Origin of the sequence: Lujinxingia vulgaris, from assembly GCF_007997015.1 — a bacterium.
Classification (GTDB): domain Bacteria; phylum Myxococcota_A; class Bradymonadia; order Bradymonadales; family Bradymonadaceae; genus Lujinxingia; species Lujinxingia vulgaris.
Window position 1 is genome coordinate 233,258 of sequence record NZ_VOSM01000005.1, and the last position, 25,558, is coordinate 258,815.

Annotated in this window: 25 protein-coding genes; 11 read left to right on the forward strand and 14 right to left on the reverse strand. The window is 65.0% G+C overall.

What is annotated here, in order from left to right:
* The first annotated feature begins 34 nt into the window (after nt 1-34).
* On the forward strand, nt 35-1,675 hold the full coding sequence (locus FRC98_RS12370) for a peptide chain release factor 3 (protein ID WP_146981753.1): 1,641 nt from the start codon (nt 35-37) through the stop codon (nt 1,673-1,675).
* A 108-nt stretch (nt 1,676-1,783) separates the two neighbouring features.
* Here FRC98_RS12370 and FRC98_RS12375 read toward each other — a convergent pair whose 3' ends face one another.
* From FRC98_RS12375 to FRC98_RS12385, 3 genes are read right to left on the reverse strand one after another with little or no spacing between them, the layout of a single operon-like run.
* Nucleotides 1,784-2,794: an NAD(P)H-dependent glycerol-3-phosphate dehydrogenase gene (locus FRC98_RS12375; RefSeq protein ID WP_146981754.1), complete on the reverse strand. Its 1,011-nt coding sequence runs from the start codon at nt 2,792-2,794 to the stop codon at nt 1,784-1,786.
* Nucleotides 2,795-2,848: 54 nt separating this feature from the next.
* Nucleotides 2,849-3,364 (reverse strand): cyclic nucleotide-binding domain-containing protein, encoded by a 516-nt coding sequence (locus FRC98_RS12380; RefSeq protein ID WP_146981755.1) that lies wholly within the window; start codon nt 3,362-3,364, stop codon nt 2,849-2,851.
* A gap of 23 nt (nt 3,365-3,387) precedes the next feature.
* Entirely contained in the window at nt 3,388-3,933 is a 546-nt protein-coding gene (locus FRC98_RS12385) for a cyclic nucleotide-binding domain-containing protein (RefSeq protein ID WP_230467550.1), read from the reverse strand.
* Nucleotides 3,934-4,287: 354 nt separating this feature from the next.
* Here FRC98_RS12385 and FRC98_RS12390 point away from each other — a divergent pair, with 354 nt between their 5' ends.
* Complete coding sequence (locus tag FRC98_RS12390) at nt 4,288-5,238, forward strand: CHRD domain-containing protein (protein WP_146981757.1); 951 nt, start codon at nt 4,288-4,290, stop codon at nt 5,236-5,238.
* Between the two features lie 15 nt (nt 5,239-5,253).
* Here FRC98_RS12390 and FRC98_RS12395 read toward each other — a convergent pair whose 3' ends face one another.
* Genes FRC98_RS12395 through FRC98_RS12405 form a run of 3 tightly spaced genes read right to left on the reverse strand, consistent with a single transcriptional unit; the run spans nt 5,254 to nt 7,538 of the window.
* The gene (locus FRC98_RS12395; protein ID WP_146981758.1) at nt 5,254-5,835 is read right to left on the reverse strand and encodes a dihydrofolate reductase; all 582 of its coding nucleotides are present in this window, start codon (nt 5,833-5,835) and stop codon (nt 5,254-5,256) included.
* Nucleotides 5,835-6,629 (reverse strand): thymidylate synthase, encoded by a 795-nt coding sequence (locus FRC98_RS12400; RefSeq protein WP_146981759.1) that lies wholly within the window; start codon nt 6,627-6,629, stop codon nt 5,835-5,837. Before FRC98_RS12400 ends, FRC98_RS12395 begins: the two co-directional genes overlap by 1 nt.
* 21 nt (nt 6,630-6,650) lie before the next feature.
* Nucleotides 6,651-7,538, reverse strand: coding sequence for an NYN domain-containing protein (locus FRC98_RS12405; RefSeq protein ID WP_146981760.1), 888 nt, complete (start codon nt 7,536-7,538; stop codon nt 6,651-6,653).
* Between the two features lie 248 nt (nt 7,539-7,786).
* Between FRC98_RS12405 and gloA the strand changes: the two genes are divergently transcribed.
* Nucleotides 7,787-8,182, forward strand: coding sequence for a lactoylglutathione lyase (gloA, locus tag FRC98_RS12410; RefSeq protein WP_146981761.1), 396 nt, complete (start codon nt 7,787-7,789; stop codon nt 8,180-8,182).
* Nucleotides 8,183-8,203: 21 nt separating this feature from the next.
* Here gloA and FRC98_RS12415 read toward each other — a convergent pair whose 3' ends face one another.
* The 3 genes from FRC98_RS12415 to FRC98_RS12425 form a co-directional block, all read right to left on the reverse strand.
* Nucleotides 8,204-10,336 (reverse strand): two-component system sensor histidine kinase NtrB, encoded by a 2,133-nt coding sequence (locus FRC98_RS12415; RefSeq protein WP_146981762.1) that lies wholly within the window; start codon nt 10,334-10,336, stop codon nt 8,204-8,206.
* Between the two features lie 51 nt (nt 10,337-10,387).
* Nucleotides 10,388-10,657: a hypothetical protein gene (locus FRC98_RS12420; protein WP_146981763.1), complete on the reverse strand. Its 270-nt coding sequence runs from the start codon at nt 10,655-10,657 to the stop codon at nt 10,388-10,390.
* A 63-nt stretch (nt 10,658-10,720) separates the two neighbouring features.
* Nucleotides 10,721-10,936 (reverse strand): dodecin, encoded by a 216-nt coding sequence (locus FRC98_RS12425; RefSeq protein WP_146981764.1) that lies wholly within the window; start codon nt 10,934-10,936, stop codon nt 10,721-10,723.
* 238 nt (nt 10,937-11,174) lie between these two features.
* Here FRC98_RS12425 and FRC98_RS12430 point away from each other — a divergent pair, with 238 nt between their 5' ends.
* Together FRC98_RS12430 and FRC98_RS12435 are read left to right on the forward strand one after the other, a co-directional pair.
* Nucleotides 11,175-12,701, forward strand: a complete 1,527-nt coding sequence (locus FRC98_RS12430; protein ID WP_230467551.1) for a cryptochrome/DNA photolyase family protein — start codon at nt 11,175-11,177, stop codon at nt 12,699-12,701.
* Nucleotides 12,694-14,100 carry a TIGR01777 family oxidoreductase gene (locus tag FRC98_RS12435; protein WP_146981765.1) on the forward strand — a complete coding sequence of 469 codons (1,407 nt, stop codon included), beginning with the start codon at nt 12,694-12,696 and terminating at the stop codon, nt 14,098-14,100. Before FRC98_RS12430 ends, FRC98_RS12435 begins: the two co-directional genes overlap by 8 nt.
* 15 nt (nt 14,101-14,115) lie before the next feature.
* On the opposite strand, the gene FRC98_RS12440 is transcribed toward FRC98_RS12435, so the two are convergent.
* Nucleotides 14,116-15,273: a glycosyltransferase family 4 protein gene (locus FRC98_RS12440; protein WP_146981766.1), complete on the reverse strand. Its 1,158-nt coding sequence runs from the start codon at nt 15,271-15,273 to the stop codon at nt 14,116-14,118.
* A gap of 298 nt (nt 15,274-15,571) precedes the next feature.
* On the opposite strand from FRC98_RS12440, the gene FRC98_RS12445 reads away from it, so the two are divergent.
* The 4 genes from FRC98_RS12445 (at nt 15,572) to FRC98_RS12460 (ending at nt 19,695) form a co-directional block, all read left to right on the forward strand.
* Entirely contained in the window at nt 15,572-16,585 is a 1,014-nt protein-coding gene (locus tag FRC98_RS12445) for a thiamine pyrophosphate-dependent dehydrogenase E1 component subunit alpha (RefSeq protein WP_146981767.1), read from the forward strand.
* Between the two features lie 58 nt (nt 16,586-16,643).
* Nucleotides 16,644-17,684, forward strand: a complete 1,041-nt coding sequence (locus FRC98_RS12450; protein WP_146981768.1) for an alpha-ketoacid dehydrogenase subunit beta — start codon at nt 16,644-16,646, stop codon at nt 17,682-17,684.
* Between the two features lie 79 nt (nt 17,685-17,763).
* Nucleotides 17,764-18,876 carry a NeuD/PglB/VioB family sugar acetyltransferase gene (locus FRC98_RS12455; RefSeq protein ID WP_146981769.1) on the forward strand — a complete coding sequence of 371 codons (1,113 nt, stop codon included), beginning with the start codon at nt 17,764-17,766 and terminating at the stop codon, nt 18,874-18,876.
* A 156-nt stretch (nt 18,877-19,032) separates the two neighbouring features.
* Nucleotides 19,033-19,695, forward strand: a complete 663-nt coding sequence (locus FRC98_RS12460; protein ID WP_146981770.1) for a sugar transferase — start codon at nt 19,033-19,035, stop codon at nt 19,693-19,695.
* A 124-nt stretch (nt 19,696-19,819) separates the two neighbouring features.
* Here FRC98_RS12460 and FRC98_RS12465 read toward each other — a convergent pair whose 3' ends face one another.
* On the reverse strand, nt 19,820-20,845 hold the full coding sequence (locus tag FRC98_RS12465; protein ID WP_146981771.1) for an ATP-grasp domain-containing protein: 1,026 nt from the start codon (nt 20,843-20,845) through the stop codon (nt 19,820-19,822).
* A 233-nt stretch (nt 20,846-21,078) separates the two neighbouring features.
* Entirely contained in the window at nt 21,079-21,840 is a 762-nt protein-coding gene (locus FRC98_RS12470) for an ElyC/SanA/YdcF family protein (protein WP_146981772.1), read from the reverse strand.
* Nucleotides 21,841-21,980: 140 nt separating this feature from the next.
* Between FRC98_RS12470 and rfbD the strand changes: the two genes are divergently transcribed.
* Both rfbD and FRC98_RS12480 read left to right on the forward strand, forming a co-directional pair.
* Entirely contained in the window at nt 21,981-22,895 is a 915-nt protein-coding gene (gene rfbD, locus FRC98_RS12475; RefSeq protein ID WP_230467552.1) for a dTDP-4-dehydrorhamnose reductase, read from the forward strand.
* A 74-nt stretch (nt 22,896-22,969) separates the two neighbouring features.
* Nucleotides 22,970-23,509 carry a gamma-glutamylcyclotransferase gene (locus FRC98_RS12480; RefSeq protein WP_146981774.1) on the forward strand — a complete coding sequence of 180 codons (540 nt, stop codon included), beginning with the start codon at nt 22,970-22,972 and terminating at the stop codon, nt 23,507-23,509.
* Between the two features lie 7 nt (nt 23,510-23,516).
* On the opposite strand, the gene FRC98_RS12485 is transcribed toward FRC98_RS12480, so the two are convergent.
* Complete coding sequence (locus FRC98_RS12485) at nt 23,517-24,989, reverse strand: hypothetical protein (protein ID WP_146981775.1); 1,473 nt, start codon at nt 24,987-24,989, stop codon at nt 23,517-23,519.
* A complete protein-coding gene (yidD, locus tag FRC98_RS12490; protein WP_230467553.1) occupies nt 24,973-25,452 on the reverse strand; it encodes a membrane protein insertion efficiency factor YidD in 480 nt (159 codons plus the stop codon). Before yidD ends, FRC98_RS12485 begins: the two co-directional genes overlap by 17 nt.
* Between the last annotated feature and the right edge of the window lie 106 nt (nt 25,453-25,558).

Sequence of the window (25,558 nt, forward strand, 5' to 3'; positions counted from 1 at the left end):
ACCTCGACGTCTCTTCAAAAAAAGCGATCCACCTATGAGCACCGACCTCTCCCCCAAGAAAATCGCCGAGGAGGTCCAACGCCGGCGCACCTTCGCGATCATCTCGCACCCCGACGCCGGTAAGACCACCATGACCGAAAAGCTTCTGCTTTACGGCGGCGCCATCCACCTGGCCGGCAGCGTCAAGAGCCGACGCGCCGCCAAACACGCGGTCAGCGACTGGATGGAGATGGAGCAGCAACGCGGCATCTCCATCACCTCCTCGGTCTTGCAGTTCCCCTATGGCGACTACGCCATCAACCTGCTCGACACCCCCGGCCACGCCGACTTCTCGGAGGACACCTACCGCACGCTCGCTGCGGCAGACAGCGCCGTGATGCTCATGGACGTCGCCAAAGGCGTCGAGCCGCAGACCATCAAGCTCTTTAAGGTCTGCGCGATGCGCAAACTCCCCATCTTCACCTTTGTGAACAAGATGGACCGCTACGGCCGTCCGCCGCTGGAGCTGATGGAGGAGATCGAAGAGATCCTCGGCATCCGCTCCTGCCCCATCAACTGGCCTATCGGTGATGGTAAGGAGTTTAAGGGCGTTTACGACCGACTCAATGAAAAGATCATCGTCTTCGACTCCCAGGGCACCCACGGGGAGTCGATCGTCGAAGAGGTCACCGTCGATCTCGACGATCCGCAGGCCGAAAAACTCCTGGGCACCGACCGCTACCTCAAGCTCCTCGACGACATTGAGCTGCTGGACATCGCCGGCGATCCCTTCGATCTGGAGCGCGTGCGCGCCGGCGAGCTCACCCCGATGTTCTTTGGCTCGGCGATGACCAACTTCGGCGTCGGCCCCTTCCTCAAAGCATTTGTCGAGATGGCGCCCTCGCCGGCCGAGGCCAAAGATCGCCTTGCGGTCAACCCGACGCGCCCTGAGTTCTCGGGCTTTGTCTTTAAGATCCAGGCCAACATGAACCCGGCCCACCGCGACCGCCTGGCCTTTATGCGCATCACCTCCGGCGTGTTTGAAAAAGACATGCAGGCGACCATCAAGCGCGACAACCGTCAGGTCAAACTGGCCTACCCCCAGACCTTTATGGCCTCAGACCGCGAGGTCGCCGGGCGCGCGTTTGCCGGCGACATCATCGGGCTTTACGACCCGGGCAACTACCGCATCGGCGACACCCTCTTTACCGGCAGCCCGGTCGAAGAGACCGAGATCCCCCGCTTCAGCCCCGAGCATTTTGCGGTCGTCGAGATCAAAGAGGCGCTCAAACGCAAGCAGCTCACCAAGGGCCTCGACCAGCTCTCCGAGGAGGGCACGATTCAGGTCTTCCGCCAGCCCCACCTGGGCGACCTCGACGCGGTGGTCGGCGCCGTCGGTATCCTGCAGTTTGAGGTGCTCCAGCACCGCCTGGAGAACGAGTACAAGGTCAAGGTCAACCTGCGTCAGCTCAACTTCAAACACGCCCGCTGGGTCGATGGCGAGCCCTTCGACGAAGACGCGTTCAACCGCCAGGACTACACCAAGGTGCTGCGCGACCGCGACGATCTTCCCATCGTGCTCTTCCGCAACGACTGGGCGCTCAACTACTGCACCCAGCAGAACCCGAAGCTGCGTTTCCTGCCCAACCCCCCCGGCACCCCGGGGCTCGAAGAGCTGCACGGCTCCACGGTCTGAACGCTGCGCTCCTCGTCACCAACGAGGGGCCGGTGAGGCTCTGCGCAATAAAAAACGGACGCCCTCGGGCGTCCGTTTTTCTTTTATTATCAAGAGCTTAAAGGCACATCACATCCAACCGCCGAGCTCCGCTTTGAGCGGACGCGACATCAGGTCGCTGACGGCCTGGCGGGTGTCTTTGCCCTCGTAGATCACCTGGTAGACCTGCTCGCTGATGGGCATCTCCACGCCGATTTTGGCGGCCAGGTTATGCACGCTGCGCGAGGTCTTGATGCCCTCGGCGACCATGTTCATCTCGCTCAAAATCGCGTCGATGGTCATGCCCTGGCCGAGCTTAAAGCCCACGGTGCGGTTACGGCTCAAGCCCCCGGTGCAGGTGAGCACGAGGTCGCCCATACCCGCCAGACCGGTCAGGGTGAGCGGGTTGGCCCCCATACGCACGCCCAGGCGAGTGATCTCGTTGAGCCCGCGGGTGATCATGCCGGCCGAGGCGTTGAGGCCCAGCTCCATGCCGCTGACCGCACCGGATGCAATCGCGATGACGTTTTTAAGCGCCCCGCCGATCTCCACGCCCACCACGTCGTTGGAGGTGTAGGCGCGAAAATACGTGGTGCTGAAGACCTGCTGCACCTTCACCGCCAGGCGATGGTTGTAGCTTGCGATCGTGACCGCGGTGGGTTTGCAGGTGGCGACCTCACGGGCGAAGCTCGGCCCGGAGAGGTAGCATAAAAAGGGGTGAAAGCGCGGGGCGAGCACGTCTTCGAGGATCTCGCTGACCAGCATCAACGAGTCGTTCTCAATGCCCTTGGTGGCGCTGACGATGGGGATGCCGTCGGGCAAAAAGGGCGCGGCCTGGGTCATGACCTCGCGCAGAACGTGGCTGGGCGGCACCGAGACGATCATCTCTTTGCCGCTGACGGCCTCCTCCATGTCGTTGGTCGCGCGCAGGTTCTCGGGCAGATCGATGCCTTCGAGGTAGACCGCGTTCTGGTGGGTCTCGTTGATCGACGCCGAGAGCGTGGGCTCATGCACCCACATCATCACCTGATGGCCCTGGTCGGCCAGTAGTCTTGCGAGCGCTGTTCCCCAGGAACCACCTCCGATCACACCGATCTTCATGCGTACCTCCAGCTCACCAACGAAGCCACTTAAGTGTATGAATTTAAAAGCGTTTCAGGCGTTTCGCGTGCGCCTGCGCAGCAGGCGCAGGGTCTCGGCCGGGTTGCCAAAGACCTCGTGGAGACGCTCATTGGCGTCGCGCATCTCCTGAACGAGCGCCTCGGCCAGCTCATCGACCAGCCGAAACGCCACCGAGTCGCCGGCCTCAAACATGGTCTCAAAACGCTCGCGGTCCAGCTTGAGCACCACACTGCGCTCCAGCGCTACGGCCGAGCTGTGATGCCGCCAGGGTTTGACCAGGTACGAGAGCGCCATAAAAGTGCCGGGCCGATCGATCTGCTCAACCTTACGCCCGACGGGCTGGCGGGTCAGCGACTGCTCCAGACGCCCGGAGATGAGCACGTAGCAGGACTGCCCCTCGCGCCCCACCGCCCAGAGCACCTCGCGCGGGGCGAGCGTGCGCAGGTCGCAGGCGTCGATGAGGTGGTCGAACTCCTCGTCGCTCAGCGCGTCAAAGAAAGGTCGCGCACGCAGCGCCTCGCGGGCCAGGCGGTGACGATCGGTCGGCATAGGTGAGGTCCGGCGTTGGAAGCTCAGGCTTTACGAAGGCGCCCGAGCATATCGTGAAGTTGACTCTCAAAAGCGTCGATATGGTCGTCCGGGTCTAAAAAGACCTCCTGGACGCGCTCGTCGGTCTGGCGACGTCGCTCACCGACGGTGCGCGCAAGCCCCAGAATGATCTTGTAGGCGGCCTTACTGCCGGCGCGGCGCATCGCCTCAAAGGAGGCCCGTGAGAGCTTGAGCATCTCGACCTCATCGACCGCGCTGACGGTGGCCGAGCGCGGACCGCCCTCAATCAGGCTCATCTCCCCCACGACCGTGCCTTCACCAAGGGTGGCCAGCACCACCTTCTCGCCAAGCGGGCTGACCGCAGAGACCTCCAGGGTGCCGCTGCGCACGATGTAGAGCGCGTCGGACTCATCGCCCTGCTCAAAGAGGATCTTCTCGGCCTCCATCGCCTCGACGGTGCAGGCCCCCACCACCTCGCTGACCTCGGCGGCGCTCAGGGTCTGGAAGAGCTCCAGAGACTCAAACACCGCGCGAAGATCGGCGGTGCGGGCGGTGATCGTTGTGCTCATATCGCACTCATCGCAGATGGTGCGCCCGACAAAGGCCGGAGCGCGTTCAATCCAGGCGGGCGCAGCGCACATCCGCGCCAGGCTCGCCGCAGTGTATCGGTGCGCCTGATAAGGCGCAACAACTTCGCCCGGCTCATCAGCGCCGGCCGCGCCATAGCGGCTCCTTTCTTTTCACCCGATTGACCATCCCTCATCAATGTCGAAATTCACACTATTCGCATTTCAACGTCTCACCCTCGTTGGCAGGAGTCTTCCGGCTGGCGAGATGACGTTGATCATCGGCTGGCACAGGGCGCAGGACCTCCACCGAGGGCCGAGCACCGGCGAAGGCCGTACCAACCAAGGAGCAGTATTATGAGAACGATGCGATGGATCAGCATCTCCCTCATCGGCGCGGCGGCGACCCTGCAGTGGGGCTGCGGCACCGAGCTCGATCCGACGGATGATGTCACGCAGAGCTACTCCAGTGCGCTGGCCGGCGACTTCATGGAGCCGGCGGTCGCCTCGACCGGAACCGGCGACATCGACGTGGCGCTTGATAAGGATGACGTCCTCAGGATCGAGGGCGACTTCGATAACCTGGTGGCCGACCTGCGCACCTTTGGCGGCGGCGCCGTACATCTTCGCGAAGATACCGATCAGGAGACCGCCCGCAGCCTCTTCACCTTCGACGTGGACGTCAACGACGACGAGCGCGGCGGCACCTTCTCCGAAGACATTGAGCTGACCGCCGACCAGGTTCAGGCGTTTCGCGCCGGGCGCTACTACATCACCGTGCACAGCGCGGCCTACCCCGATGGCGAGCTGCGCGCGCAGCTCACTGAGTCTTCGCCCAGCGTCTCGGGCATCGACGACTCCTGGGGACTGATGCTCACTCCGGAGGCCCAGCCCCATGATGTCGACAGCGACGCCGAGGGCTGGATGTGGGCGATTTTGCGCCGCGACAACGTGCTGGTGATCAGCGGCGTAGTCGACAACCTCTCCAGCGATCTCGTCGAGATCAACGGTGGCGCGATCAACCTCCACGACACCGACGACGATGAAGACACCGGCCCGCTACTCTTCAACCTCGATTACGAGATGATCGACGAAGACAGCGTGCGCTTCTGGTACACCGCCACGCTGAGCACCGAAGAGACGCTGCGCATGAAGGCCGACGACTTCTACGTCAACGTCATCACCGAAGATAACCGCGATGGCGAGGTGCGCGCCGACATCACCCACGACGATCGCAACTTCTTCGAAGAGATCTGGGATGATGTGATGGACGACCGCGACCCGACCACCGAAGATCCCCCCTTCTAAGCCGCAACGCAGGCTTTAAGGGTTGAGGTTTTGCAAGATCGCCGGGAGCTCTGCTCCCGGCGCTTTCACTCTGCGCACCGCGCGCCGCGCGGGCGCATCGGCCGCGGGCACAAGCTCCACGATCGTAAAGCTCAGCGCGTGGCGCGCGTCTTTCGGGTGATGCTCCACCGCGTCCACCACCCACTCCTCGCTCTGAAAATCGGGGAAAAACGTGTCGCCCTGGTGGCGGCCGTGCACCACCGTGAGGATCAGACGATCCGCGATGGGAAGCGTGGCCTCATAGAGCGTGGCGCCGCCGCCGATCATCGCCTCTTCGGCCTGATGATCGACGCGGGCCGAGCGCAGCGCCTCATCGAGATCATGGAAGATCTCGGCACCCTCGGCTTCATAATCTTCGTTATGTGTGAGCACCAGGTTGGGGCGCTTTTTAAGCGGACCTCCCAGTGATTCAAAGGTCTTTCGACCCATGATCACCGGGCGGCCCAGCGTGCGTTTTTTGAAATGCGCAAAGTCGTCGGGCAGCCGCCACAGAAGATCGTTCTGGCCGCCGATGGTCATCCCCTCGTCCAGCGCAGCGATGAGCACAATCTCCATCATCAGACCGCGATCGGGGCGCTGATCTTCGGGTGCGACGCGTACCCCTCGATGCGGATGTCCTCGAAGGTGAACTGGTCGATCTCTTTGATCTCCGGGTTGAGCCAGAGGGTGGGCAGCGCCATCGGCTCCCGGCTCAGCTGCAGCTGCGCCTGCTCGATGTGGTTGAGGTAGAGGTGCGCATCGCCCAGGGTGTGCACAAAGTCGCCGGGTTTGAGCCCCACGACCTGCGCCACCATCGAGGTCAAAAGCGCATACGACGCGATGTTAAAGGGCAGGCCTAAAAAGATATCGGCGCTGCGCTGGTAGAGCTGGCAGCTCAGCCGCCCCTCACTCACGTAAAACTGAAAAAGGGTGTGGCAGGGGGGAAGCGCCATCGACTCGACATCGGCCACGTTCCACGCGCTCACGATGTGGCGGCGAGAGTGGGGGTTTGTGCGCAGCTGCTCGATCACACGCGCGATCTGGTCGATATGCCCCCCGTCGGGGGTGGGCCAGGAGCGCCACTGCACCCCGTAGACCGGCCCGAGGTTGCCCTCGTCGTCGGCCCATTCATCCCAGATGCGCACCTTATTCTCTTTAAGATACGCGATGTTGGAGTCGCCGCGAAGAAACCACAGAAGCTCATGAATGATCGAGCGAAAGTGCAGCTTCTTGGTGGTCACCGCCGGGAAGCCCTCCGAGAGATCAAAGCGCATCTGGTGGCCAAAGATGCCACGGGTGCCGGTGCCGGTGCGATCGTCGCGCACCGTGCCGTGTTCCAGCACGTGGGCCATCAGGTCGAGGTAGGCTTGCATGGTCGTGGCTCGCGCAAAAAATCAGGCCTGAGGCCCGAAGCCCAGGATGATGTAGCCGCCGGACTTCTCATCTTTCTTCAGCTCCAGAAGGCCGCGTTTTTCGGCGTCTTCCAGCAGATCGCTGAAGTTGCGGTAGCCGTAGAAAGTCTCGGAGAAGTGGGGCTTTTTGCGCTTGATGGTCTGCTTGACCATCGAGCCCCAGACGTTCTCATCGCGCTCGCGGAAGAGCGACTCGGTGGTGTCGAGCACCAGGTCCAGCGCTTCTTCTTTGGAGCCGACCTCATCGGCCTTGGTGTGCTGAGCGGCCGGCGCGGCCTTGGGCGCGCTCTCGGCGGGGGCGCTGGCACCGTTGGAGCTGCTGCTCGAGGAGCTGCTCGTGCTGCGCGATTTCGCGCTGCTGCGGTCGCGCCCTTTGTTCTTATCAGCCTTCTTGGACTTGCGCTTATCGCGCACCAGATCGTCGTAGAAGATGTACTCATCGCAGTTCTCGATGAGCAGATCGGAGGAGGAGTTCTTGACCCCCATGCCGATCACTTTCTTGTTATTTTCCCGCAACTTACTGACCAGCGGCGAAAAGTCGGAGTCGCCGCTGATGATCACGAAAAGGTCGACGTGGGACTTGGTGTAGCAGAGGTCCAGGGCGTCGACGACCATGCGGATGTCGGCGGAGTTTTTGCCCGAGTAGCTCACGTGCGGGATCTCAATGAGCTCAAAGGCCGACTCGTGCATCGGCTTTTTGGAGGACTTGTAGCGGTCCCAGTCGGCGTAGGCTTTTTTGACAACGATGTTGCCCTTATCGAGCAGGCGCTGGAGCACGAGGTGGATGTCGAAGTCGTCGTACTTCGCGTCTTTGGCGCCGATGACGACGTTCTCAAAGTCGGCGAAGATCGCGATGTTAGGTGCGTCCATAAAGGGTGTTCCTTGGGGAAAATTGAATCAACAAAACAGCTTAAAAAGCGGCGCGTCTGCGCCGCAGCCTAACGGATGAGCCCCCTCTGGCGCAACCTCGGCGCGTGACCCCGGGGTGGGTCTGGGCCTGTGTTGGCGCTTGTCGAAGCTGGCCTTCGGGCTTAGGTTTCGCGGCGCTTCACCCCCCGAAAGTGCGGGGACGGTGGAGCCAGATATCCTACCTTTCATGCCCATAAAGGGAGACATGTATGCGAATTCTGCACACGATGCTGCGCGTCGGAAACCTGGAGCGCTCGATCCAGTTCTACACCGAAGTTCTGGGGATGGAGCTCTTGCGCCAGAAAGACTATCCGGGGGGCAAGTTCACCCTGGCCTTTCTGGGCTACGGCCCCGAGTCGACGCACCCGGCGCTGGAGCTGACCTACAACTGGGACCGCGACAGCTACGATCTGGGCGACGCCTACGGGCATATCGCGCTGGGCGTCGATGATATTTACGCGACCTGCGACGCCATCAAGGCCGCCGGCGGTAAGGTGGTGCGTGAGCCCGGGCCGATGAAGCACGGCACGACCGTGATCGCGTTTGTGGAAGATCCTGACGGCTATAAGGTCGAGCTCATTGAGCTGGGCACCCAGGGCTCCTGAGCATGAGACGCTACGCGCCTCTTAGCGACGCGTTGCCGGGGGCGCGTCGCGACGCTCGTCGCCGGTATGAGCTGGCAGGCTGAGCTGAAAACGCGCCCCGCGCTCCGAGGGGCACAGGCGCAGCTGGCCTTTGAGCTCATGGGCGATCGAGCGTGAAAGGGAGAGCCCCAGGCCGGTGCCCTGCCCCACAGCCTTGGTGGTGAAGAAGGGGTCGAAGATGCGCTCGTGAAGCTCCTCGGGCACGCCATGGCCCCGGTCCTCCACTTCAAGGATGACCTGATGCTTGCGAGAGAAGAGACGCAGCGTGATGGCGCGTCGCTCCTCGGAAAGATCCTCCACGGCGTGCACCGCGTTGACCAGCAGGTTGACCACGATCTGGGTCAGGCGCGCCGGGTCCGCAGCCACAGAAGGGGTGGGCTTGAAGTCGGTGCTCAGGGTGATGCGATGGTTGAGCTGCGCCCGGGTCAGCCGCAATGCGGCTTCGATGGCTTCCAGCGGATCGATGGCCTCGGCTTCGGTGCGCTCCGAGCGATGGGAGATCGAGAGCATATCGCGCACGATGTGGGCGACGCGCTCGCTGCCTGATTGCGCCGCCTCCAACGAGTGCTGCAGCTCCTTCAACAGTTCAGCGATGCGGTCGCCGGTGCCGTTGGCGCGCTCCGCCTGTGACATGGCGAGGAGCTCGGGAAGTTCATTGAGCGCTTCCAACGCAAAAACAATATTGCTGGAGATATAGGCCAGCGGGTTGTTGATCTCATGCGCCACCCCGGCGGCCAGGGTCCCGACTGCGGCCAGACGATCGACCTGCGCGATGCGCTGCTGCATCGCGTTGATCTCGGAGACGTCGCGGATCAACGCCGAGAAGACAGGCTCGGGTCGGGTCGGAGCGCCCACAATGGTGTACTCGATCGGGATCCATTCTGTGCGCTGCGGGCCCCTCGCCCGCGCCTGATAGATTCGGCTGGAGGCGTCGCCTTGAGGATCCTCAATGAGCCGTCGCAAAAAACCGGGAAGATCGATCGGGTCGGCGTCGATGGTGACGCACTCCAGTAAAGGGCGCCCCAGCGCGTCGTCGCGGGTGATGCCGAAGAGCTCTTCGGCGCGCGGATTCCACTGTTTGATATGCGTGTCTGCGTCAAAGACGATGATCGCCTCGGTCGCGTTTCTGATGAGCATCCGCGTGCGCATCTCCCGATCGCTGACCTGGCAGCGCAGCACAATCTCCTCGGCGCAGAGCTGATTGTAGTGCAAGACCAGCCCCAGGAAGATGATCGCAAACCCGCCAGTACGGGTGAGCTGGGAGGCCAGAAACCCCGGATCGTAGAGCGCCTCGGAGGCCAGCGCTGCGTAGAGCTGGCTGGCGACAAAAGGCAGCGCGCTGAGCCAGAGCGCAAAGGAGAAGACGCTGCGGTAGACCCGATCGACCCAGGGAAAGATCACCAGCAGCAAGAGCGCGAAGAGCAGGAGCGCGGGAAGATCCATCGGTCGCGAGAGCAGCCGCCCCGGCGAAAGATCCAGCGGCAGCGTGGTCGCCGCGGCGGTGAGGCTGACAGAGAGGTAGGCCATCGCGGCCAGCATCACCCCCATGGCGAAGAGCAACGTGCGCCGCAGCGGCGGTGAGGTGCGGATCCCCTTGCGCTCCACGAAGATCGCCCAGAAGCTCGCCACCACAAAGATCGCGGCGGTGAAGGTCTGGGAGATCGCCCAGTTATAAAACAGAAACTCCGGCGGGCTGACCACCCGATTGGAGAGCCCGTAAAACGCCAGCAGATGCCAACCCGTAATGAAACTCGCCCAGAGCGCCACGGCGGTGATCATGGCGGCGACAGCGTCGGGCTGAAAACGCGCGCGCGCCCCGGCCAGCGCGGCGGTGGCCAGGCTCAGGCAGACCACCGTCCACTCCAGCGCGGTGTAGACGCTGACCTCCAGCATCAGCTCATGAAGTCGCAGGGATGCCGCCTGAGCGCGCAGGGCATCGAGGTCCGTGAGGTCGGCCAACACCTCATCGACCCGATTGGCAGCCACTTTAATGCCCAGCCAGGTCAAGACCTGAGGCAGCGCGCAGAGCACGGCGACCAGGGCAAAGAGCCCCGCGCGCGCCGTAGTGCTGAGCTGACCTCGTGACGCATCATCGACCGCCCCTGCCCCCGACACTCGTCCCCCTTAGCGTGATCTCATGCGTTGGTCAGCCGCCGCTGTGGCGCCTTAAAAGCCCATGGCCTCGGCCAGATGGGTCTCGCAGAGGGCGGTGGCGTCGCCGCTGCGCTCGCGCAACGTCTCGCAGGCCTCGCAGCGCTGCGCCTGGTCGTAGACCTTCTCATCGCGCGACTGCTGATCGAGCTCCATCAGCCGCTCCTGAGCGCGCGCGCTGGCGGGCACAAAGCTCTCAACGTCCCAGCCGGGCTTATTTTTGAGGGCGCGCACGCCCTCCTGCACCACACGTTTTTTATGACGATTGCTGTACTTCTCAGACATCGCTCCCTCCGCCTTCAGACGTCGTGATCGCGCGCCAATGCGCCGCCCACGATCTACCGAAGATCAGGGCGACTCGTCGAGCGTGAAGCCCACCTCGACCTTGACCTGATAATGGGCCACCGAGCCATCGGTGATGTGGCCACGGGTCTCTTTGACTTCAAACCAGCGCATGTTGCGCACCGATTCCCCGGCCTTTTTCAGGGCGTTGTCCACGGCGGCTTCGATGCCATCTGGCGAAGATCCGACCAGCGTAATGACCTTGTAGACATGATCGCTCATAGCTTGCTCCCTTTGAGAAAAGTCGTCTTTGGCCGCGAGGGCTGCGGCGATGCGGCATCCCTCGCCGGCTTCCAGTGTGGGGCAGAACCTGCGCACACCTGCAGCGATGGCCAGAGCCAAATTCTCTTTGCGAGGGCGACTTGCTTTTTTGTGCAGGTGGCGACACTTGGCGCGAGCTCCCCGCGATGCGGGGATTTTGCCTGAATATCTGCAACTTCGATCGCTATCTGAGGTGACCATGTCGACGCCGTCCTCACCCCACCCTGACGGAGCACCTGCCGGCGGCGCGCCCGCGATCCGCATCCGCGCGATCAACGACGCCCCGGTGCGCGAGCAGGGGGAGTTTGTGCTCTACTGGATGGTGGCCAACCGCCGCCCCCACTGGAACTTTGCCCTGGATCGGGCCGTGGCCCTGGCCGCCGAGCTCAACAAACCCCTGGTGGTGCTCGAAGCGCTGCGCCACGGCTACCGCTGGGCCAACGACCGTTTTCACGCCTTTGTACTTGAGGGCATGGCCGCCCAGACCGAGGCCTTTGAGGATGCGCCCCTGCTCTATTACCCCTTTGTGGAACGCGAGGACGCGCCGGGCAAAGGACTGATTGAGGCGCTGGCCGGGCGCGCGGCGGTGGTCATCAGCGATGATTATCCGGCCTTCTTCCTGCCGAAGATGCATCAGGCCGCCGCCGAGAAGATCGCGGTGCGCCTGGAGCTCGTCGACTCCAACGGGGTGGTGCCGATGCGCCTGCCCGACAAGATCTTTTCGCGGGCGTACGACTTTCGTCGTTTTCTGCACAAAAACCTCAACGCCTGGGTCGACGACTTCCCTCGCGCATCGCCTTTTGAAGGGGTAGCGCTGCCGACGATCGAAACGCTCGGCGACGAGGTGGAGTCCCGCTGGCCCCGGGCTGAGGAGGCCTTGCTGCGCGCCGAGCGCGAGGCGCTGGCCGCGCTCCCTATCGATCATTCCATCGCCCCCTCCGAGCAACTTCGGGGGGGCTGGAAAAAAGCACAGGCGCGTCTCAACACCTTTTTAGGCTGGCGGCTCGACCGCTACGCTGACGATCGCAACGACGTCGAAGACGGCGCGGCCAGCGGACTTTCGCCCTACCTGCACTTTGGTCATATCAGCGCCCACGAGGTCTTCCGGGCGGTGGCCGAGCGCGAGGGGTGGAGCCCTTCTGACACGCAGCCCAAACACGCCAGTAAACGCGCCGGCTTCTGGGGCATGAGCCCAGGCGCGGAGAGTTTTCTCGATGAGCTTTTGAGCTGGCGCGAGGTCGGCTTCAACTTCTGTCACTTTAATCCCGAGGGCTACGACCGCTTTGAGAGCCTTCCGGACTGGGCGCAGCAGACCCTGGCGGAGCATCGCGACGATGTGCGCGAGCATGTGTATTCGCTCGAAGAGTTTGCCGCCGGCCACACCCACGACGCGTTGTGGAACGCCGCGCAGATGGAGCTCGTGCACCGCGGGGTGATGCACAACTACCTGCGCATGCTCTGGGGCAAAAAGATCCTCCACTGGAGCCGCTCCCCGGAAGAAGCACTGGCGATCATGATCGAGCTCAACAACCGCTATGCGATCGACGGGCGAGATCCGAACTCATACAGCGGTATCTTCTGGGTGCTGGGGCGTTACGACCGGGCCTGGGGGCCGGAGCGCGAGATCTTTGGCAAGATCCGCTACATGACCTCCGACAGCACGCGTCGCAAAATGAAGGTCGATGGCTACATCGAGCGCTGGGCCGCCGAGGTCGAAGATGCCTGAGTTCACTCGCCGCACCGGCTACCCGGTCAGCTCGCTGGAGCTCTACGACTGGCACGCCCGGCCCGGGGCTTTTGAGCGCCTGGTGCCCCCCTGGGAGTCCATCGAGGTGCTGGAGCAGAGCGGGGGCATCGCCGACGGCGCGCGCCTTGTGATGCGCATCCAACAGGGGCCGGTGGGCGTGGTCTGGGAGGCCCACCACCGCGACCATATCGAGGGGCATCAGTTTGTGGACGAGCAGGTGCGCGGCCCCTTTAAACGCTGGACGCACACCCATCGTTTTGAAGATCTGGGGCCGCAGCAGAGCCTGCTGATCGATGAGGTTGACTACGCGCTGCCGATGGGGGCGTTGGGGCGTTTTTTCGGCGGAGGTTTTGCCGAAGAGCTGGTGGAGGCGATGTTTGCGTTTCGCCACCGGCGCACCGGCGATGATCTTCGACGGCATCAGGCGCTCTCGAAAAAGCCGCTGCGCGTGGCGGTGAGCGGCAGCTCCGGCACGATCGGGCGAGCGCTGGTGGCCTTCTTGAGCACCGGCGGCCATGAGGTCTTTAAGATTGTGCGCCGGCGTGCGGTGGCCCCCGATGAGATCGCCTGGTCGGTGGACACCGGTGAGGTGGAGCAGAGCAAGCTCGAAGGGCTCGACGCGGTGGTGCACCTGGCCGGGGAGCCGGTGCTGGGAGGGCGTTGGTCGGAGGTTAAACGGCGGCGCATTGCGAAGAGTCGGGTCAAGGGCACCACTGCACTTTCCCGGGCCATCGCCGATCTCACGGATCCTCCGAAGATCTTTTTGAGCGCGAGCGCCATTGGCTATTACGGCGATCGCGGCGAAGAGGCGCTCGATGAGAACGCCGACGCTGGAAGCGGCTTTCTGGCCGAAGTTTGCCGGGGGTGGGAGGCGGCCACCGAGGTCGCGCAAAACGCGGGGGTGCGCACGGTCCATCTGCGCATCGGCCAGGTGCTCGACCCTCGCGCCGGCGCGTTCGCCGAGCTTCGGCGCGCGCAGAAGTTCGGGGGCGCCACGCGCATCGGCAGCGGCGCGCAGTTTATGAGCTGGATCGACCTGGACGATGTGCTCGGCGCGATCCTCTTTTTGATGGCCGACGAAAAAGGGCAGGCGCTTAAGGGGCCGGTCAACCTGGTGGCGCCGCGGGCCCAGACCAACGCCGAGGTGATGGCGACGATGGCGCGGGTGCTCGGTGGGGTGCGGGTGACGCCGGTGCCGGGCGCGGCGGTCAAAACGATCCTTGGGGCCGATGCTGCCCGCGAGACCGCCCTGGCCAGCCAGCGGGTCGTGCCGCGTCGGCTGCTCGATGCGGGCTTTGCGTTCTTTTACCCGGAGCTCGATGAGGCGCTGGCGATGAAGTTCGGGGTGGCTCAGAGTCAACCCGGGACGCACGGTTGAGCGCGTGGAGCAACCTTACGCGAGACTCGCCGCCTGACGCAGAAAGTCGTGATGTTCTGCGGCTCTGGCGGGGTCGGCGACCTCTCCGGCGGTCTCAACGCCCCGGGTTGCCGCGGCCTTTAAGAGGGCAGGTTGGGTGAGGTAGCGGCGCAGGTCGCCGGCGAGTTTTTGAGCGTCGCCGGGGGTGTGCAGGGCGTCTTCGGGCAGGAGCTCGGGCAGGCCACCGGCGCTGCTTCCCAGGGTGGGCACCGCGCGGGAGAGGGCCTCGACGACGGATCGGGGCAGCGCGTCTTCGCGGCTGGGCTGCACGTAGAGATCGAGGGTATCGAGCCAGTCGACAACCTCCTCACGCGGCAGCACCCCCTCGAAGTGCAACACCCCGTCCAGCCCCATCTGGCGGGCGCGCGCAAGCCAGGGCCCGGGCTCGCCACTGCCGGCGATATGGAGCGTGGGACGCAGGTGAGCAGGCAGCAGGCTTATGGCCTTGAGCAGCACGTCGAGGCCTTTGTAGTGGAGGTCGAAGGCGGCGATCATGCCCACGCGCGCCGGGTGTGAGATCCCGGCGTCGATGCGGGCCAGGCGCTCGCGCAGCACCGACTCGTCAGGGAGATCGATGCGGGCGTCGCTCAGCGCCAGGATCTGGCCCCGGGCAGGGTAGCGGCCCTGGAGGTAGCGACGAGTGACGTAGTGCACAAAAGGGGCGCGGGCGGCCAGCGCGCGGGTTTGAAGGGCGGCCAGCGGTGCGTAGATTTTTCCGAAGATCGAGCCGTGATGCCAGTAGGCGCCCAGGGGGCAACCGACGACTTCGAAGACGAGGTTCTTTTGAGCGCGCAGCGCGCAGAAGGCCGCCAGGTTTCCCAGCACGCTGGTGCGGGCGATGACCAGGTCGGCCGGGGCGATGAGCGCGTCGATCTGGCGAGCGGCCTCGGGCATGCGAGTGAGCCAGCGGGCGGGGCTGGCCAGATCGGGGAGCGCGACGAAGTTCACCCCGGGGCGGTCGGCGCGCGAGGCGCCCGCAGGCGGGGAGGTGGGGCGCAGGCGACCGGCAACGGTGAGGCGGTCGAAGACCGTGAGGTAGGGCTCCCAGGTGCGGCGGTCGGGGGCACCGGGGGCCCACATCTGGTCGTTGCGGGGGTAGAAGATGCTGTCGTGGATGAAGATGGCGAGCGTCATGGGCGCCAGAGGAGCGGGATGGAGGTGGGAAGGAGGCGCGGCGGTGCAGGCCTGTGCACGGTGCTGTGGAGGTGCCCGGGGAGCGCTGCTTTGAGAAGCGTAGCAGAGGGCGGGGGGAAGCGGCCAGCAGCAGCACACATCGCTGGCGAGCAGGCCGAGCAAAGGTTTGAAGAGAGGTGGTTGAGGCAGGTTCTATGCGCCTGATCGCCGCAAACTGAGTCATAACGGGGCCCCGGCCAGGCCGGGGATTGGATGGCGAGCGCAGGCGCTCGCTCTCGACTACCAGAAGGGGGAAAGGATGGTCGCAGCAGAGCGTAAGGAGCAACCCGAACAGAACGAGGAGCGCATCGATCCCGGAGCGCGATTTGCGCAGATGGAGGGCGCGCTCAGCGAGAAGCTCTACGCTCAGATGCGCCTGATCCGCCGCTTTGAAGAGCAGCTTCTGGAGCGTTTTGATCGCGGCCTGCTGGTGGGCACCACCCACGCGTACATCGGCCAGGAGGCCGACGCGGTGGGGGTGATCAACCATCTGCGCGCCGGCGATGTGGTCTTTAGCAATCACCGCTGCCACGGTCATTACCTGGTCTGGGGCGATAAGCCCGAGGCGCTGGCCGCCGAACTGATGGGGCGCTCAGGAGGGCTTGTGGGCGGGCGCGGCGGAAGCCAGCACATCTGCGACGGGGGCTTTTATACCAACGGCATTCAGGGGGGCATTGTGCCCGGAGCGCTGGGGCTCTCGCTGGCCAAAAAGGTGCGCGGCGAAGATGCGGTGGCGGTGGTCTTTATCGGCGACGGCACCCTGGGCCAGGGCGTGCTCTACGAGTGCCTGAACATGGCGAGCCTGTGGGGCGCGCCACTGCTGATCGTTCTGGAAGATAACGCCTGGGCGCAGTCCACGCCCAGCTACCGGGAGGTGGCCGGCTCGATGCTGGAGCGGGCGCGGGCTTTCGGGCTGGAAGCCGGTGAGATCGAATCAACCGACGCCGAAGACATCTACGACCACTTTGGGGGCATCATCGAGGACGTTCGCCAGAGCGTGCGCCCCCGGCTCGAGGTGATCCACACCTACCGCCTCTGCCACCACTCCCGCAGCGATGATCAGCGGCCCGCCGAAGAGGTCGAGGCGCGGCGCGCCGATGATCCCCTTCCGAAGCAGCGCCAGCGCGTCAGCGGGCAGCGCGCCCGGGCCATCGAAGAGGCGGTGGAGGCGCGGCTTCTGAAGGCCTTTGAGGCCGCAGAAGCCCAGGCGCAGCCTTCGATTGAGCAGCTCGACGATCCCCTCCTGCGCGGGATGCCCGGACCACATACCTGAGCCGCAGCGCGCGCCGAGGCCACCAGGCCGAACCTTTCACCCGAACCGGGAGCCGGTGATGAGTCAGACTGTGTTGGAGTCTCTTAATCAGGCGTTGCATCGCATGATGCAGGCCGATGAGCGTGTGCACCTCATCGGCGAAGATCTTCTCGACCCTTATGGCGGGGCCTTCAAGGTGAGCCGGGGGCTCTCCACCGCGTTTGAAGATCGGGTGTGGACGACACCGATCTCGGAGGCGGGCTTTGTGGGGGTGGCCATCGGCATGGCGATGGGGGGCTTGCTGCCGGTGGTCGAGATTATGTTTGGCGACTTTGTGCTGCTGGCCGCCGATCAGCTGATCAACCACGGGGCCAAGTACTCGTGGATGTACAACGAGAAGGTCGATGTGCCTCTGGTGGTGCGCCTGCCGATGGGGGGGCGGCGCGGCTACGGCCCCACCCACAGCCAGACCCTGGAGAAGCACTTTCTGGGCGCACCGGGCCTTGCCATTGTGGCCACCAACCCCTTTGTGGACAGCGGGCGGCTGCTGGAGACGGCCACCCTCTACGATCGGCGACCGGTGCTCTTTGTCGAAAATAAAAAGATGTACGCGCGACGCCAGCGCCTCATCGATCAGGGGCGCTGCGAGTCGATGGCCGCGCGCGTCAGCGCGGGCCCCTACCCCACCGTCAGCCTGAGCTTTGGGGGCTTTGAGATGGCCGATGTCACGCTGGTGGCCTACGGCGGGATGGCTGAGCTTGCGGTTGAGGCCGCCGAGCGCCTTCTTATTGAGGATGAGCGCTACTGCGAGGTGATCCTGCCCACCTCCATTCAACCTCTGGAGATGGATGCCATCGCCCAATCGGTCGCGCGCAGCGGGCATCTTGTGGTGGCCGAAGAGTCGCCAGGCGCCGGTGGGTTCGGCGCGGAGGTGATCAGCGCGCTTCCGGCTGCAGCCTGGGCAGCGCTGCGCGCCCAGCCACAACGCGTCTCTGCCCTCAACGTCCCTATCGCCAACAGCCCGGCGCTGGAGGCGGCGACGCTGCCCGACGTCGACGATCTTCTCAACGCGATGCGGCGCGTGGCGCCGGCGAGCTCCTCACGCAGCGCGACCGGCTAATGCGCCGCATCGCGTCGGTGCCTTTTGAACATCTTGAACACCACCGCTCACCCCCTGATGTTTTGCACTGAGGATAATCATGGAATGGGTCAACATCCCGATGCTCAACGCCAACGAAGATGAAGTGGAGGTTGTTGAGGTTCCTGTGGAAGAAGGACAGGAGGTGGAGCGCGGTCAGGTGCTCTGCACCCTGGAGTCCACCAAAGCCACCGCCGATGTGGAGGCCCCCTGCGAGGGGTTTGTGCGCGCGCTGGGAGTGCGTGAGGGCCAGCGCGCAAAGGTCGGTCAGCCCCTGTGCGCGCTGACAGCGACGGCCGAGGAGCCGGTGCATCTCTCCTCGGCTCAGACCGCAGCCGGCGCGCAGGCCGAGGGTGATCTTCCGCGCGCCACGCGCCGCGCCGCAGCGCTGGCCAGTGAGTATGAGGTTGATCTTCGCACCATTCCGCACGAAGGCATCCTCACCGAGCGCGATATTCTGGCGCATCTGGGCCAGGGCCAGGGCGCGCTGCGCGCGCCCCGCGATCAGGCCAGCCAGGCCCGCGCCGACATGGAGGTAGGCGGCGGCGGTGACGCCATCGTGATCTATGGCGCCGGCGGTCATGCCCGCGTGGTCATCGATATGGTCCGAGAAGGACGCCGCGATCTGCGCATCATCGGCATCATCGACGACGCGCCCGACCGCCCCGCCGAGCTGCTGGGAGTGCCGGTGCTGGGCGACGCCTCGATGTTCGCCGGGCTGCGCGAGCGCGGCGTGCGCCTGGCCGCGCTCGGCGTGGGCGCGGTCACCCACAACGCGCTGCGCGCCGAGCTCTTCTCGCGCCTTAAACGCGAGGGCTTCTTGATGCCCAACCTCATTCACCCTCGCGCCGCGGTGGAGTCTTCGGCGCAGATGGGCCAGGGCAACCAGATCTTCGCCGGCGCCGTGGTCAGCTCGTGTGTGCGCCTGGGGGATAACACGATCATCAACTCCAACGTGGTCGTCAGCCATGATTGCGTCATCGACGACCACGCCCACCTCACCCCCGGCGCGCTCCTGGCCGGGGGCGTCCAGGTGGGGCCCCGGTCTGTGGTGGGCATGGGTGCCACAATCTTTCTGGGCGTGCGCGTGGGCGCCGACGTGATCGTGGGCAACGGCTCCCACATCCTGCAGGACCTCGACGATCAGCAGGTGGTGCGCGCTGGCGAGCGCTGATCGCAGCGCTGTGCTACGAGTCTTTCTGCCCGCCGCCCCGAATCGCCACCATGCCGTCTCGACCAACCTGCGCCGGGCAGCCAGCGTTGCTGGCTCTTGCCCGCCGCGCAGGATCGACTACCCTCCTGCTGCCCAACCTTTTACTGAGGAGCGCAGATGCCCCTGTACGACCACCTCAAACGCACCATGGATGTTGTCGCCGCCGGCGCCGGCCTTGTGGCCACCGCCCCGGTGCTCGCCGCGAGCGCGGCGGCGGTGTACGCCACGATGGGCCGCCCGATCTTTTATCGGCAGCAGCGCCCCGGACTGCATGGCGTGCCCTTTAAGCTGATCAAGTTTCGCACCATGCGCCTCTCGGCCCCCGGCCAGGATGATATCGGCAGTGAGGCGAGCCGAATTACCCCGGTGGGGCAATTCTTGCGCTCCACCAGCCTCGATGAGCTCCCGACGCTTATCAACGTGCTGCGTGGCGAGATGAGCCTTGTGGGGCCGCGTCCGCTTTTGATGCGTTATCTGCCCCGCTACAGCGCCGAACAGGCGCGCCGTCATGAGGTGCGTCCCGGTGTCACGGGCTGGGCTCAGATCAACGGGCGCAACGCCCTGAGCTGGGATCAGAAGTTTGCCCTGGACGTCTGGTACGTCGACCACCGCTCGCTTGCCCTCGACCTGAAAATCCTGGTGGGCACGGTGGGTAAGGTCTTCGCGCGCGAAGGCATCAGCCAGAGCGGGCATGCGACGATGCCCGAGTTTATGGGCGACGAAGCCACCGACGAAGAGGCCTCCGGCAACGACTTCACCACCGCGCGCAAAGGCGCATAAAGCACAACAAAACCAACAACTTAACAAACAAAACCACCATCGCCACAGCCTTAACGGGCCGCGGCGATGGTGGTTTTTTGAGGTTATGCTCCCGCACCCTGTCGGGATGCGGGAGGTGCCAGCCTCACCAGAGGATCCCCAGCGCCGCGCGCATCCCGGCGATGTTGGGTGAAACCAGGGAGTGGGTCGCCTGGGCCACATCGTCGGTCACGATCGTCTCGGCCCAGTGGCGCAAAATGGTCATCGACTGCACCGGGGGTTGCACCACCGGCTCGCCATAGAGGAGGTGACGCAGCGCGATCTCCACCTCGTTAAACCCCGCGCAGGCCCGAAGGGGCGTGGTGCCAGAGAAGCGCGCGTTGATCTCGAAGACTTTGACGCGCTCGCCATCCAGTCGGAACTGCACGTTGACCGGTCCAAAGGCCCCCAGCGCCTCGGCGATCTCGCGCACCTGGGCGTTGAGCTCGGGATAAGGCGCCACAAACGCCTGGTAGGTGTTGCCATCGCGCAGCAGCCGACGCATTACGATCGAGGCCTCACAGCGTCCCTCAAAAACGAGCGCTCCGGCGGTGTATTCGTCAAAAGGAGTCGCGACGCACTCCTGGAGGATGGCGTCGGGTTCCAACTGCAGCGCACGGTCGAGCTCGGCCTCATCATGAACCATGTGCACGCCGACCGAGCGGCAGCCCACCCGGGGTTTGACGATCAACGGAAAGCCCACCGCGTCGATAAGCTGGCGGGCGTCGGCCGGGAGGGCGGAGATCGGGCAGCCCAGACCACGGTCGCGCAGAAACTCGTAGGTTCGCCATTTATCTTCGGCGATCGCCACGACCTGCTCGGGGCTGATGAGCAGGCGAGTGTGGTAGGTCTCTTCGAGGCGGGCGCGATGGGCGGCGAGCAGGCGCAGCTCCACATCGGTGCCGACCAGAACCACGTCGGGGCACTCGCTGGCGAGGATCTCCTCGAACTGAGGCAAAAACTCCGGATCAGCGGCCAGCGGAACCAGATGGGCGCGATGCGCCCAGTAGAGGCCCGCAGCCAGCGGACTGGGGTCGACGGCGATGATCGTGGCGTCGAGCGTGGTGGCGCGAAGTGCGCGGATGATCCCCTGTCCGAGCAGCGCGCCGGCACCGGTGATGAGCACCTTCATGCGACGTCCTCCCTTGGCAAAAGCCCAGGCCCCCCCTGAACAACATGTGGCGAAGATGCTCGCCGGCGGCCCGACCATTATGAGCAGAGCTGCAGACCGGCGCCCAACGGCGTCTGAACGTGCCCCCTGCCTTCGGATTCAGGCAGCGCGCCCCACCGGTCGCACAGACCAGAGAGAACGCCTTGATAAAATCGTAAACACCTCCCCCCTCATCACCAGCAGATCAAGCGAGCTCAACTTCCGCCCAGCGTCACAAAGAGGCGGCCGGCCCACTCGTAGAAGGCGCGTTCGGTTTTTCGCAGGTGGGTGGCGTTGGGCCAGAGACCACCGCCCTGCCCCTCAATGACGCGGTGGGCGCAGGGGGCGGGGGTGGGTTTGAGCCCGCGACGCTCAAAGAGCTGCATCGCCCGGGGCATATGCGAGGCGCTGGTCACAAGAACAAGGCTTGCGCCGGGGCCGGCCATCGCCTCAAAGGCCCGGGCCTCCTGCGCGGTATCGAGGGCGCGATCGGCCATCACGATGCGCTCGGGCGCCACGCCCAGATCGATGGCGAGTTGGCGGGTGGCCTCGGCGTTGGTGCGCCCGTCTTTGCGCGTTCCGCCACTGACCACGAGCCTGGCGTGCGGGAGCTTTCGCAGGATGCGGATGCCTTCGACCAGGCGCATCACGCCCTCTTCGTGGATCTGGGCGACGAGCGGGTAGCGATCGTCGTCGACAAAACCCGCGCCCAGGACCATCACGTAGTCAACTTCACGCATGGCCCCGGCGTCGACCTCGAGCAAGGGAGGGTAGCGCTCCTCCAGCGGGCGCAGCATAAGGTTTGCGCCTGGCGAGCAGCTGCCAAAGAGCAGGCCGGCGGTCGCCGCAAGGACCAGCAGCGGACCGACGCGGCTGTGCGGCCAGCGCCACCCGATCACAACGCCCACCAGAAGGATCGCGGCGACCATGCCCAGGGGCAACAGGAACATCGCGAAGGCGCGTTTGATGATGATCATGAAGACCTCTCCGCGGCGTCTGCTTTGCCGCCGGCTGAGCGGGTTGGCTGGGAGGTGGGCCGGTCGGTGCTTAGGTTCATCGTATGCTCTTCGAGTCTGCGAGGGGCGAAGTCACCATCATCTTGAGGAGGGGGGAGATTATGGTCTCGACCATCGTCATTGCCAGCGCCGGGCAGCTGGGGAGCGAACTTATGGCCGCGCTCAAAGCCCGTGGCGAGGCGGCCGTGGGTGTCAATCTGGAGAGCTGCAACCTCGACGATCCGCAGAGCATCGAAGCTACCTTAGCGCGCTACCCCGGGGTCACGCGCATCTTCAACGCCGGGGCGTTCACCCAGGTCGACCGGGCGGAGCAGGAGCCCCAGGCGGCCTTTCGCACCAACGCGCTCGGTGTGGGATTTTTAGCCCACGCCTGCGCCGAGCGCCAGATCACCCTGGTGCACTTCTCCACCGACTACGTTTTTGGCGAGGGACACAGCCGCCCCATCTTAGAAGACGCCGCGCCCAATCCACTCTCGGTTTACGGGCGCAGCAAACTTCTCGGAGAACGCCTGGCGCTGCAGCATAACCCCAGAACTTTCGTGCTGCGCAGCTGCGGGCTCTACGGCCCCTCCCACCCCAACTTCGTGCGTGCGATGTTGCGCGTGGGCCAGGGCTCAGAGCCGGTGGCCATCGTCAACGATCAGATCGTCACGCCCACGCCCGCCCGCACCCTGGCAGAGGTCGCCATCGCCCTGTCCACGCGCGATGATTTCGGCATCTTCCACGCCACCGCCCAGGGCCAGTGCTCCTGGTTCGATTTTGCCCGCGCCCTCTTCGACCACCTCGATCTTCGCCCGCGCCTCCGCCCGGTCGACTCCCAGAGTTGGGGGGCCGCGGCCAGGCGCCCGACCTACTCGGTGCTGGAGAACCGCGCCCTCAAACACCTTCAACTCGATTCCTTCGGCGACTGGTACGCCGAGCTCGCCGCCTTCCTCAACGACCACGGCCAGCGCCTGCTCGATGAGCTGCGCCCCGCGCCTGACCTCGGCGCTGGACATCGGCCCGCTGCGCCTTAAGAGTCAGAGTGTCTCGGCCGATGCCCTGCTCGAGGATGTCGGCCTCCCACTCCTTCTGCCGCGGTATACCTACGATGTGGATCTTTGGTTACGGCTCGCTGATCTGGCGCCCGGGCTTTGCCTTTGAGGCTCGCCAGCCCGGCTTGATTCGTGGGTTTCGCCGCGTCTTCTACCAGGGCTCCCCCGACCACCGAGGTGTTCCCAACGCCCCGGGGCGCGTCGTCACCCTTCTTCCCGACCCGGGCGCAACCACCTTCGGCGTCGCCTTTAAACTCGGCGCCTCCGAGAGCGCCCGCATCCTCCAACAACTCGATGTGCGCGAGCAGGGCGGCTATGAGCGCCATCTTCTGCCGGTCTTTGCTCCCGACCAAAACGCCCCACTGATCGATGAGGCGCTCGTCTACCTGGCCGGCGTCGACAACCCCCACTACCTGGGCGAGGCGCCGGTGGAGGCGATCGCAGACCACGTGCTGCGCAGCCACGGCCCCAGCGGCCCCAACACCGAGTACGTGTTGCGCCTGGCCGAAGCCCTGCGCGCCGAGGGCGCCCACGACCCGCACGTCTTCGCGATCGAGCGCGCCCTGCGCCAACTTCTCGAGGATTCCGCACTCTGAGCCCGGCTCAGGGCATGATGCGGTATTCGACCAGATCTTCGACCACATCAATGAGGTTGCCCCGCGCATCCGGCTCGCGCAGCTCCCGGCGCACCACCCCTCGCCCCGGCGCAAAGTAGCGCCGCTGGCCGGGCAGTTTGAAGTAGGGGCTCGACTGCGTCAGCGGCCCGGTCCCCTCAATCGCGTAGGTGCCCACAAAACCGCCGGCCGGGGTTTCTACGCTATGCCAGCTGCCGTCGACCACGAAGGTTCCCCCCTCCTCATCGGCCGCCAGGCCCGCGCGTCCCCAGCTCTGGCCCGGCTCCAGCGGAAAGCTGAAGATCGGCACCTGATACTCAAAATACTCCAGCAGGTAGCTCAGATCGTCGATACGCGCCTGACAGCGCTTGTCGCACACATAGACTCGCCGCGGGGTGAGCACCCAGCGCTCGTGGGCGCGCGTAAAGTCGGCGTCTTCATACGAGCGCATCACATGCACCAGGCGCCAGGTGCCGTACTGCTCCACGCCGAGCACCTCCATGACCACCTCAGGGCTGCGCGGGGTGCCGGCGGCGGCCTGCCCGCCCATGGCGATGTCGAGCGGATCGACCTCCTCATCCTCACCCAGCGCCTTGTTGTAGCGCCGAAAACGCCAGAAGTTCCCCTCTTTTAAGGGGAAGGGGTATTCGCGGCTTCGCAAGAGCTCCGGCTTTAAGTGCAGCCCCAGCGCCACCAGCGTGCGCAGGCGGCGGTCGGCCTCCACCGGCGACGCCAGCACGAGCACCTCGCGGGTGGGATCCTGCGGGGAGGGCACGCGGAAGATGCGCGAGATGCGCAGCTCAAAGACCACATCGGCCTCCGCATAGCGCAGGCGCAGCACATTGCCCCAGTGCTGCACGACCCGCTCATCTGCCTTTGCAACCGGTCCGTTGATGGTGCGGCCCTCCCCGAGCTCCAGCCCCTGAAGTTCCAGAAGTTCGCCCAGGCCCCCGCCAGCCCCCTCGGAGCTGCGCGTCGGCGTAAAGATCTCCCAGGTCTGCAACGCCCCGCCCATCTGCACATCGACAAACTCGTGGGCCTTCTCCTCGCTGACGTTGACCAGCTGCGCGTAGCTCTCCGGGGCGACGTAGAGGTGATCCCAGAGCGCCTCATCGCGGGTGGTCAGCGCCTCGAAGATCGCCTCACCCAGCGTCTCGCCCTCCGAGATCAGGGGCATCTCGCGATCGCTCTGATTCTCCAGCCGCCCCCACCCGCCGCTGAGCTCGGCACCCTGACGAAGTTGGCGCAGCAAGCGGCCCTCACGCACCGCGGCCCCCTCGGGCGTCAGGTCCGGATGCTCCGTGTAAACGAGCGGCCGAAGCGGCGGCGGACTCTCCGCCTGCTCCGACTCGGCGCACCCCACACCCACCCCGGCGGCCAGCACCCACATCAGCGCCAACCCCAACGCGTGGCGGCGATACGTCCCCGAGGAGCTCGAATCTCGGCTAGAGGAAGAAGTCATTATCGTCGACCGGATCGCGGTAGTAGACGGAGCCCTCCTCGATCTTCTCGATCGGCAGGCGCCGCAAGACGCTGGAGCTGTTCGAGCGCATCAGACGATCGACAGCCAGCCAGGAGCCCAGCAGAAAACCGTGATGCTGCACGGCCTCATAGGCATAACGCGAGCAGGTGGGGCGATGTTCGCAGCGCGGCCCATCGACCGCGGTGAGATGCCGCGAGTAGAGCCGGTACGCCGTTGTAAATATGCCCGAATTCGCAGACGCCCCGCCGCCCCCGCTCTCCTCCCAGCCCGCCGGACCGCCCTCGGGCATCGACGCGCGCGCCACCGCTCCGGCCGGCATCCCGCCGGCTGTAGCCCAGGCGTTAGCCCCCGGCTTTGCCGTCGGCGTGCTCTGGCAGGCGCTCAAGAGCAGTACCAGCACCAGCATTGCGATGGACTTGATGTGCGGGGGGGGGCGAAGCATCGTCACCTCAGAGAAGTTGCGCGTTGCGCGCCGGCCCACTCTGCGAGCGGGCACCGCCCGCTGTCAACCGACGCCCCAACGCAAAAAGCCACCCACAAACGTGGGT

What these genes read in the sequence shown, in the direction of transcription:
- FRC98_RS12370 (WP_146981753.1), top strand. Translation starts at nt 35, where the DNA reads ATGAGCACCGACCTCTCCCCCAAGAAAATCGCCGAGGAGGTCCAACGC.
- FRC98_RS12375 (WP_146981754.1), bottom strand. Translation starts at nt 2,794, where the DNA reads ATGAAGATCGGTGTGATCGGAGGTGGTTCCTGGGGAACAGCGCTCGCA.
- FRC98_RS12380 (WP_146981755.1), bottom strand. Translation starts at nt 3,364, where the DNA reads ATGCCGACCGATCGTCACCGCCTGGCCCGCGAGGCGCTGCGTGCGCGA.
- FRC98_RS12385 (WP_230467550.1), bottom strand. Translation starts at nt 3,933, where the DNA reads ATGAGCACAACGATCACCGCCCGCACCGCCGATCTTCGCGCGGTGTTT.
- FRC98_RS12390 (WP_146981757.1), top strand. Translation starts at nt 4,288, where the DNA reads ATGAGAACGATGCGATGGATCAGCATCTCCCTCATCGGCGCGGCGGCG.
- FRC98_RS12395 (WP_146981758.1), bottom strand. Translation starts at nt 5,835, where the DNA reads ATGATGGAGATTGTGCTCATCGCTGCGCTGGACGAGGGGATGACCATC.
- FRC98_RS12400 (WP_146981759.1), bottom strand. Translation starts at nt 6,629, where the DNA reads ATGCAAGCCTACCTCGACCTGATGGCCCACGTGCTGGAACACGGCACG.
- FRC98_RS12405 (WP_146981760.1), bottom strand. Translation starts at nt 7,538, where the DNA reads ATGGACGCACCTAACATCGCGATCTTCGCCGACTTTGAGAACGTCGTC.
- gloA (WP_146981761.1), top strand. Translation starts at nt 7,787, where the DNA reads ATGCGAATTCTGCACACGATGCTGCGCGTCGGAAACCTGGAGCGCTCG.
- FRC98_RS12420 (WP_146981763.1), bottom strand. Translation starts at nt 10,657, where the DNA reads ATGTCTGAGAAGTACAGCAATCGTCATAAAAAACGTGTGGTGCAGGAG.
- FRC98_RS12425 (WP_146981764.1), bottom strand. Translation starts at nt 10,936, where the DNA reads ATGAGCGATCATGTCTACAAGGTCATTACGCTGGTCGGATCTTCGCCA.
- FRC98_RS12430 (WP_230467551.1), top strand. Translation starts at nt 11,175, where the DNA reads ATGTCGACGCCGTCCTCACCCCACCCTGACGGAGCACCTGCCGGCGGC.
- FRC98_RS12435 (WP_146981765.1), top strand. Translation starts at nt 12,694, where the DNA reads ATGCCTGAGTTCACTCGCCGCACCGGCTACCCGGTCAGCTCGCTGGAG.
- FRC98_RS12440 (WP_146981766.1), bottom strand. Translation starts at nt 15,273, where the DNA reads ATGACGCTCGCCATCTTCATCCACGACAGCATCTTCTACCCCCGCAAC.
- FRC98_RS12445 (WP_146981767.1), top strand. Translation starts at nt 15,572, where the DNA reads ATGGTCGCAGCAGAGCGTAAGGAGCAACCCGAACAGAACGAGGAGCGC.
- FRC98_RS12450 (WP_146981768.1), top strand. Translation starts at nt 16,644, where the DNA reads ATGAGTCAGACTGTGTTGGAGTCTCTTAATCAGGCGTTGCATCGCATG.
- FRC98_RS12455 (WP_146981769.1), top strand. Translation starts at nt 17,764, where the DNA reads ATGGAATGGGTCAACATCCCGATGCTCAACGCCAACGAAGATGAAGTG.
- FRC98_RS12460 (WP_146981770.1), top strand. Translation starts at nt 19,033, where the DNA reads ATGCCCCTGTACGACCACCTCAAACGCACCATGGATGTTGTCGCCGCC.
- FRC98_RS12465 (WP_146981771.1), bottom strand. Translation starts at nt 20,845, where the DNA reads ATGAAGGTGCTCATCACCGGTGCCGGCGCGCTGCTCGGACAGGGGATC.
- FRC98_RS12470 (WP_146981772.1), bottom strand. Translation starts at nt 21,840, where the DNA reads ATGATCATCATCAAACGCGCCTTCGCGATGTTCCTGTTGCCCCTGGGC.
- rfbD (WP_230467552.1), top strand. Translation starts at nt 21,981, where the DNA reads ATGGTCTCGACCATCGTCATTGCCAGCGCCGGGCAGCTGGGGAGCGAA.
- FRC98_RS12480 (WP_146981774.1), top strand. Translation starts at nt 22,970, where the DNA reads ATGTGGATCTTTGGTTACGGCTCGCTGATCTGGCGCCCGGGCTTTGCC.
- FRC98_RS12485 (WP_146981775.1), bottom strand. Translation starts at nt 24,989, where the DNA reads ATGACTTCTTCCTCTAGCCGAGATTCGAGCTCCTCGGGGACGTATCGC.
- yidD (WP_230467553.1), bottom strand. Translation starts at nt 25,452, where the DNA reads ATGCTTCGCCCCCCCCCGCACATCAAGTCCATCGCAATGCTGGTGCTG.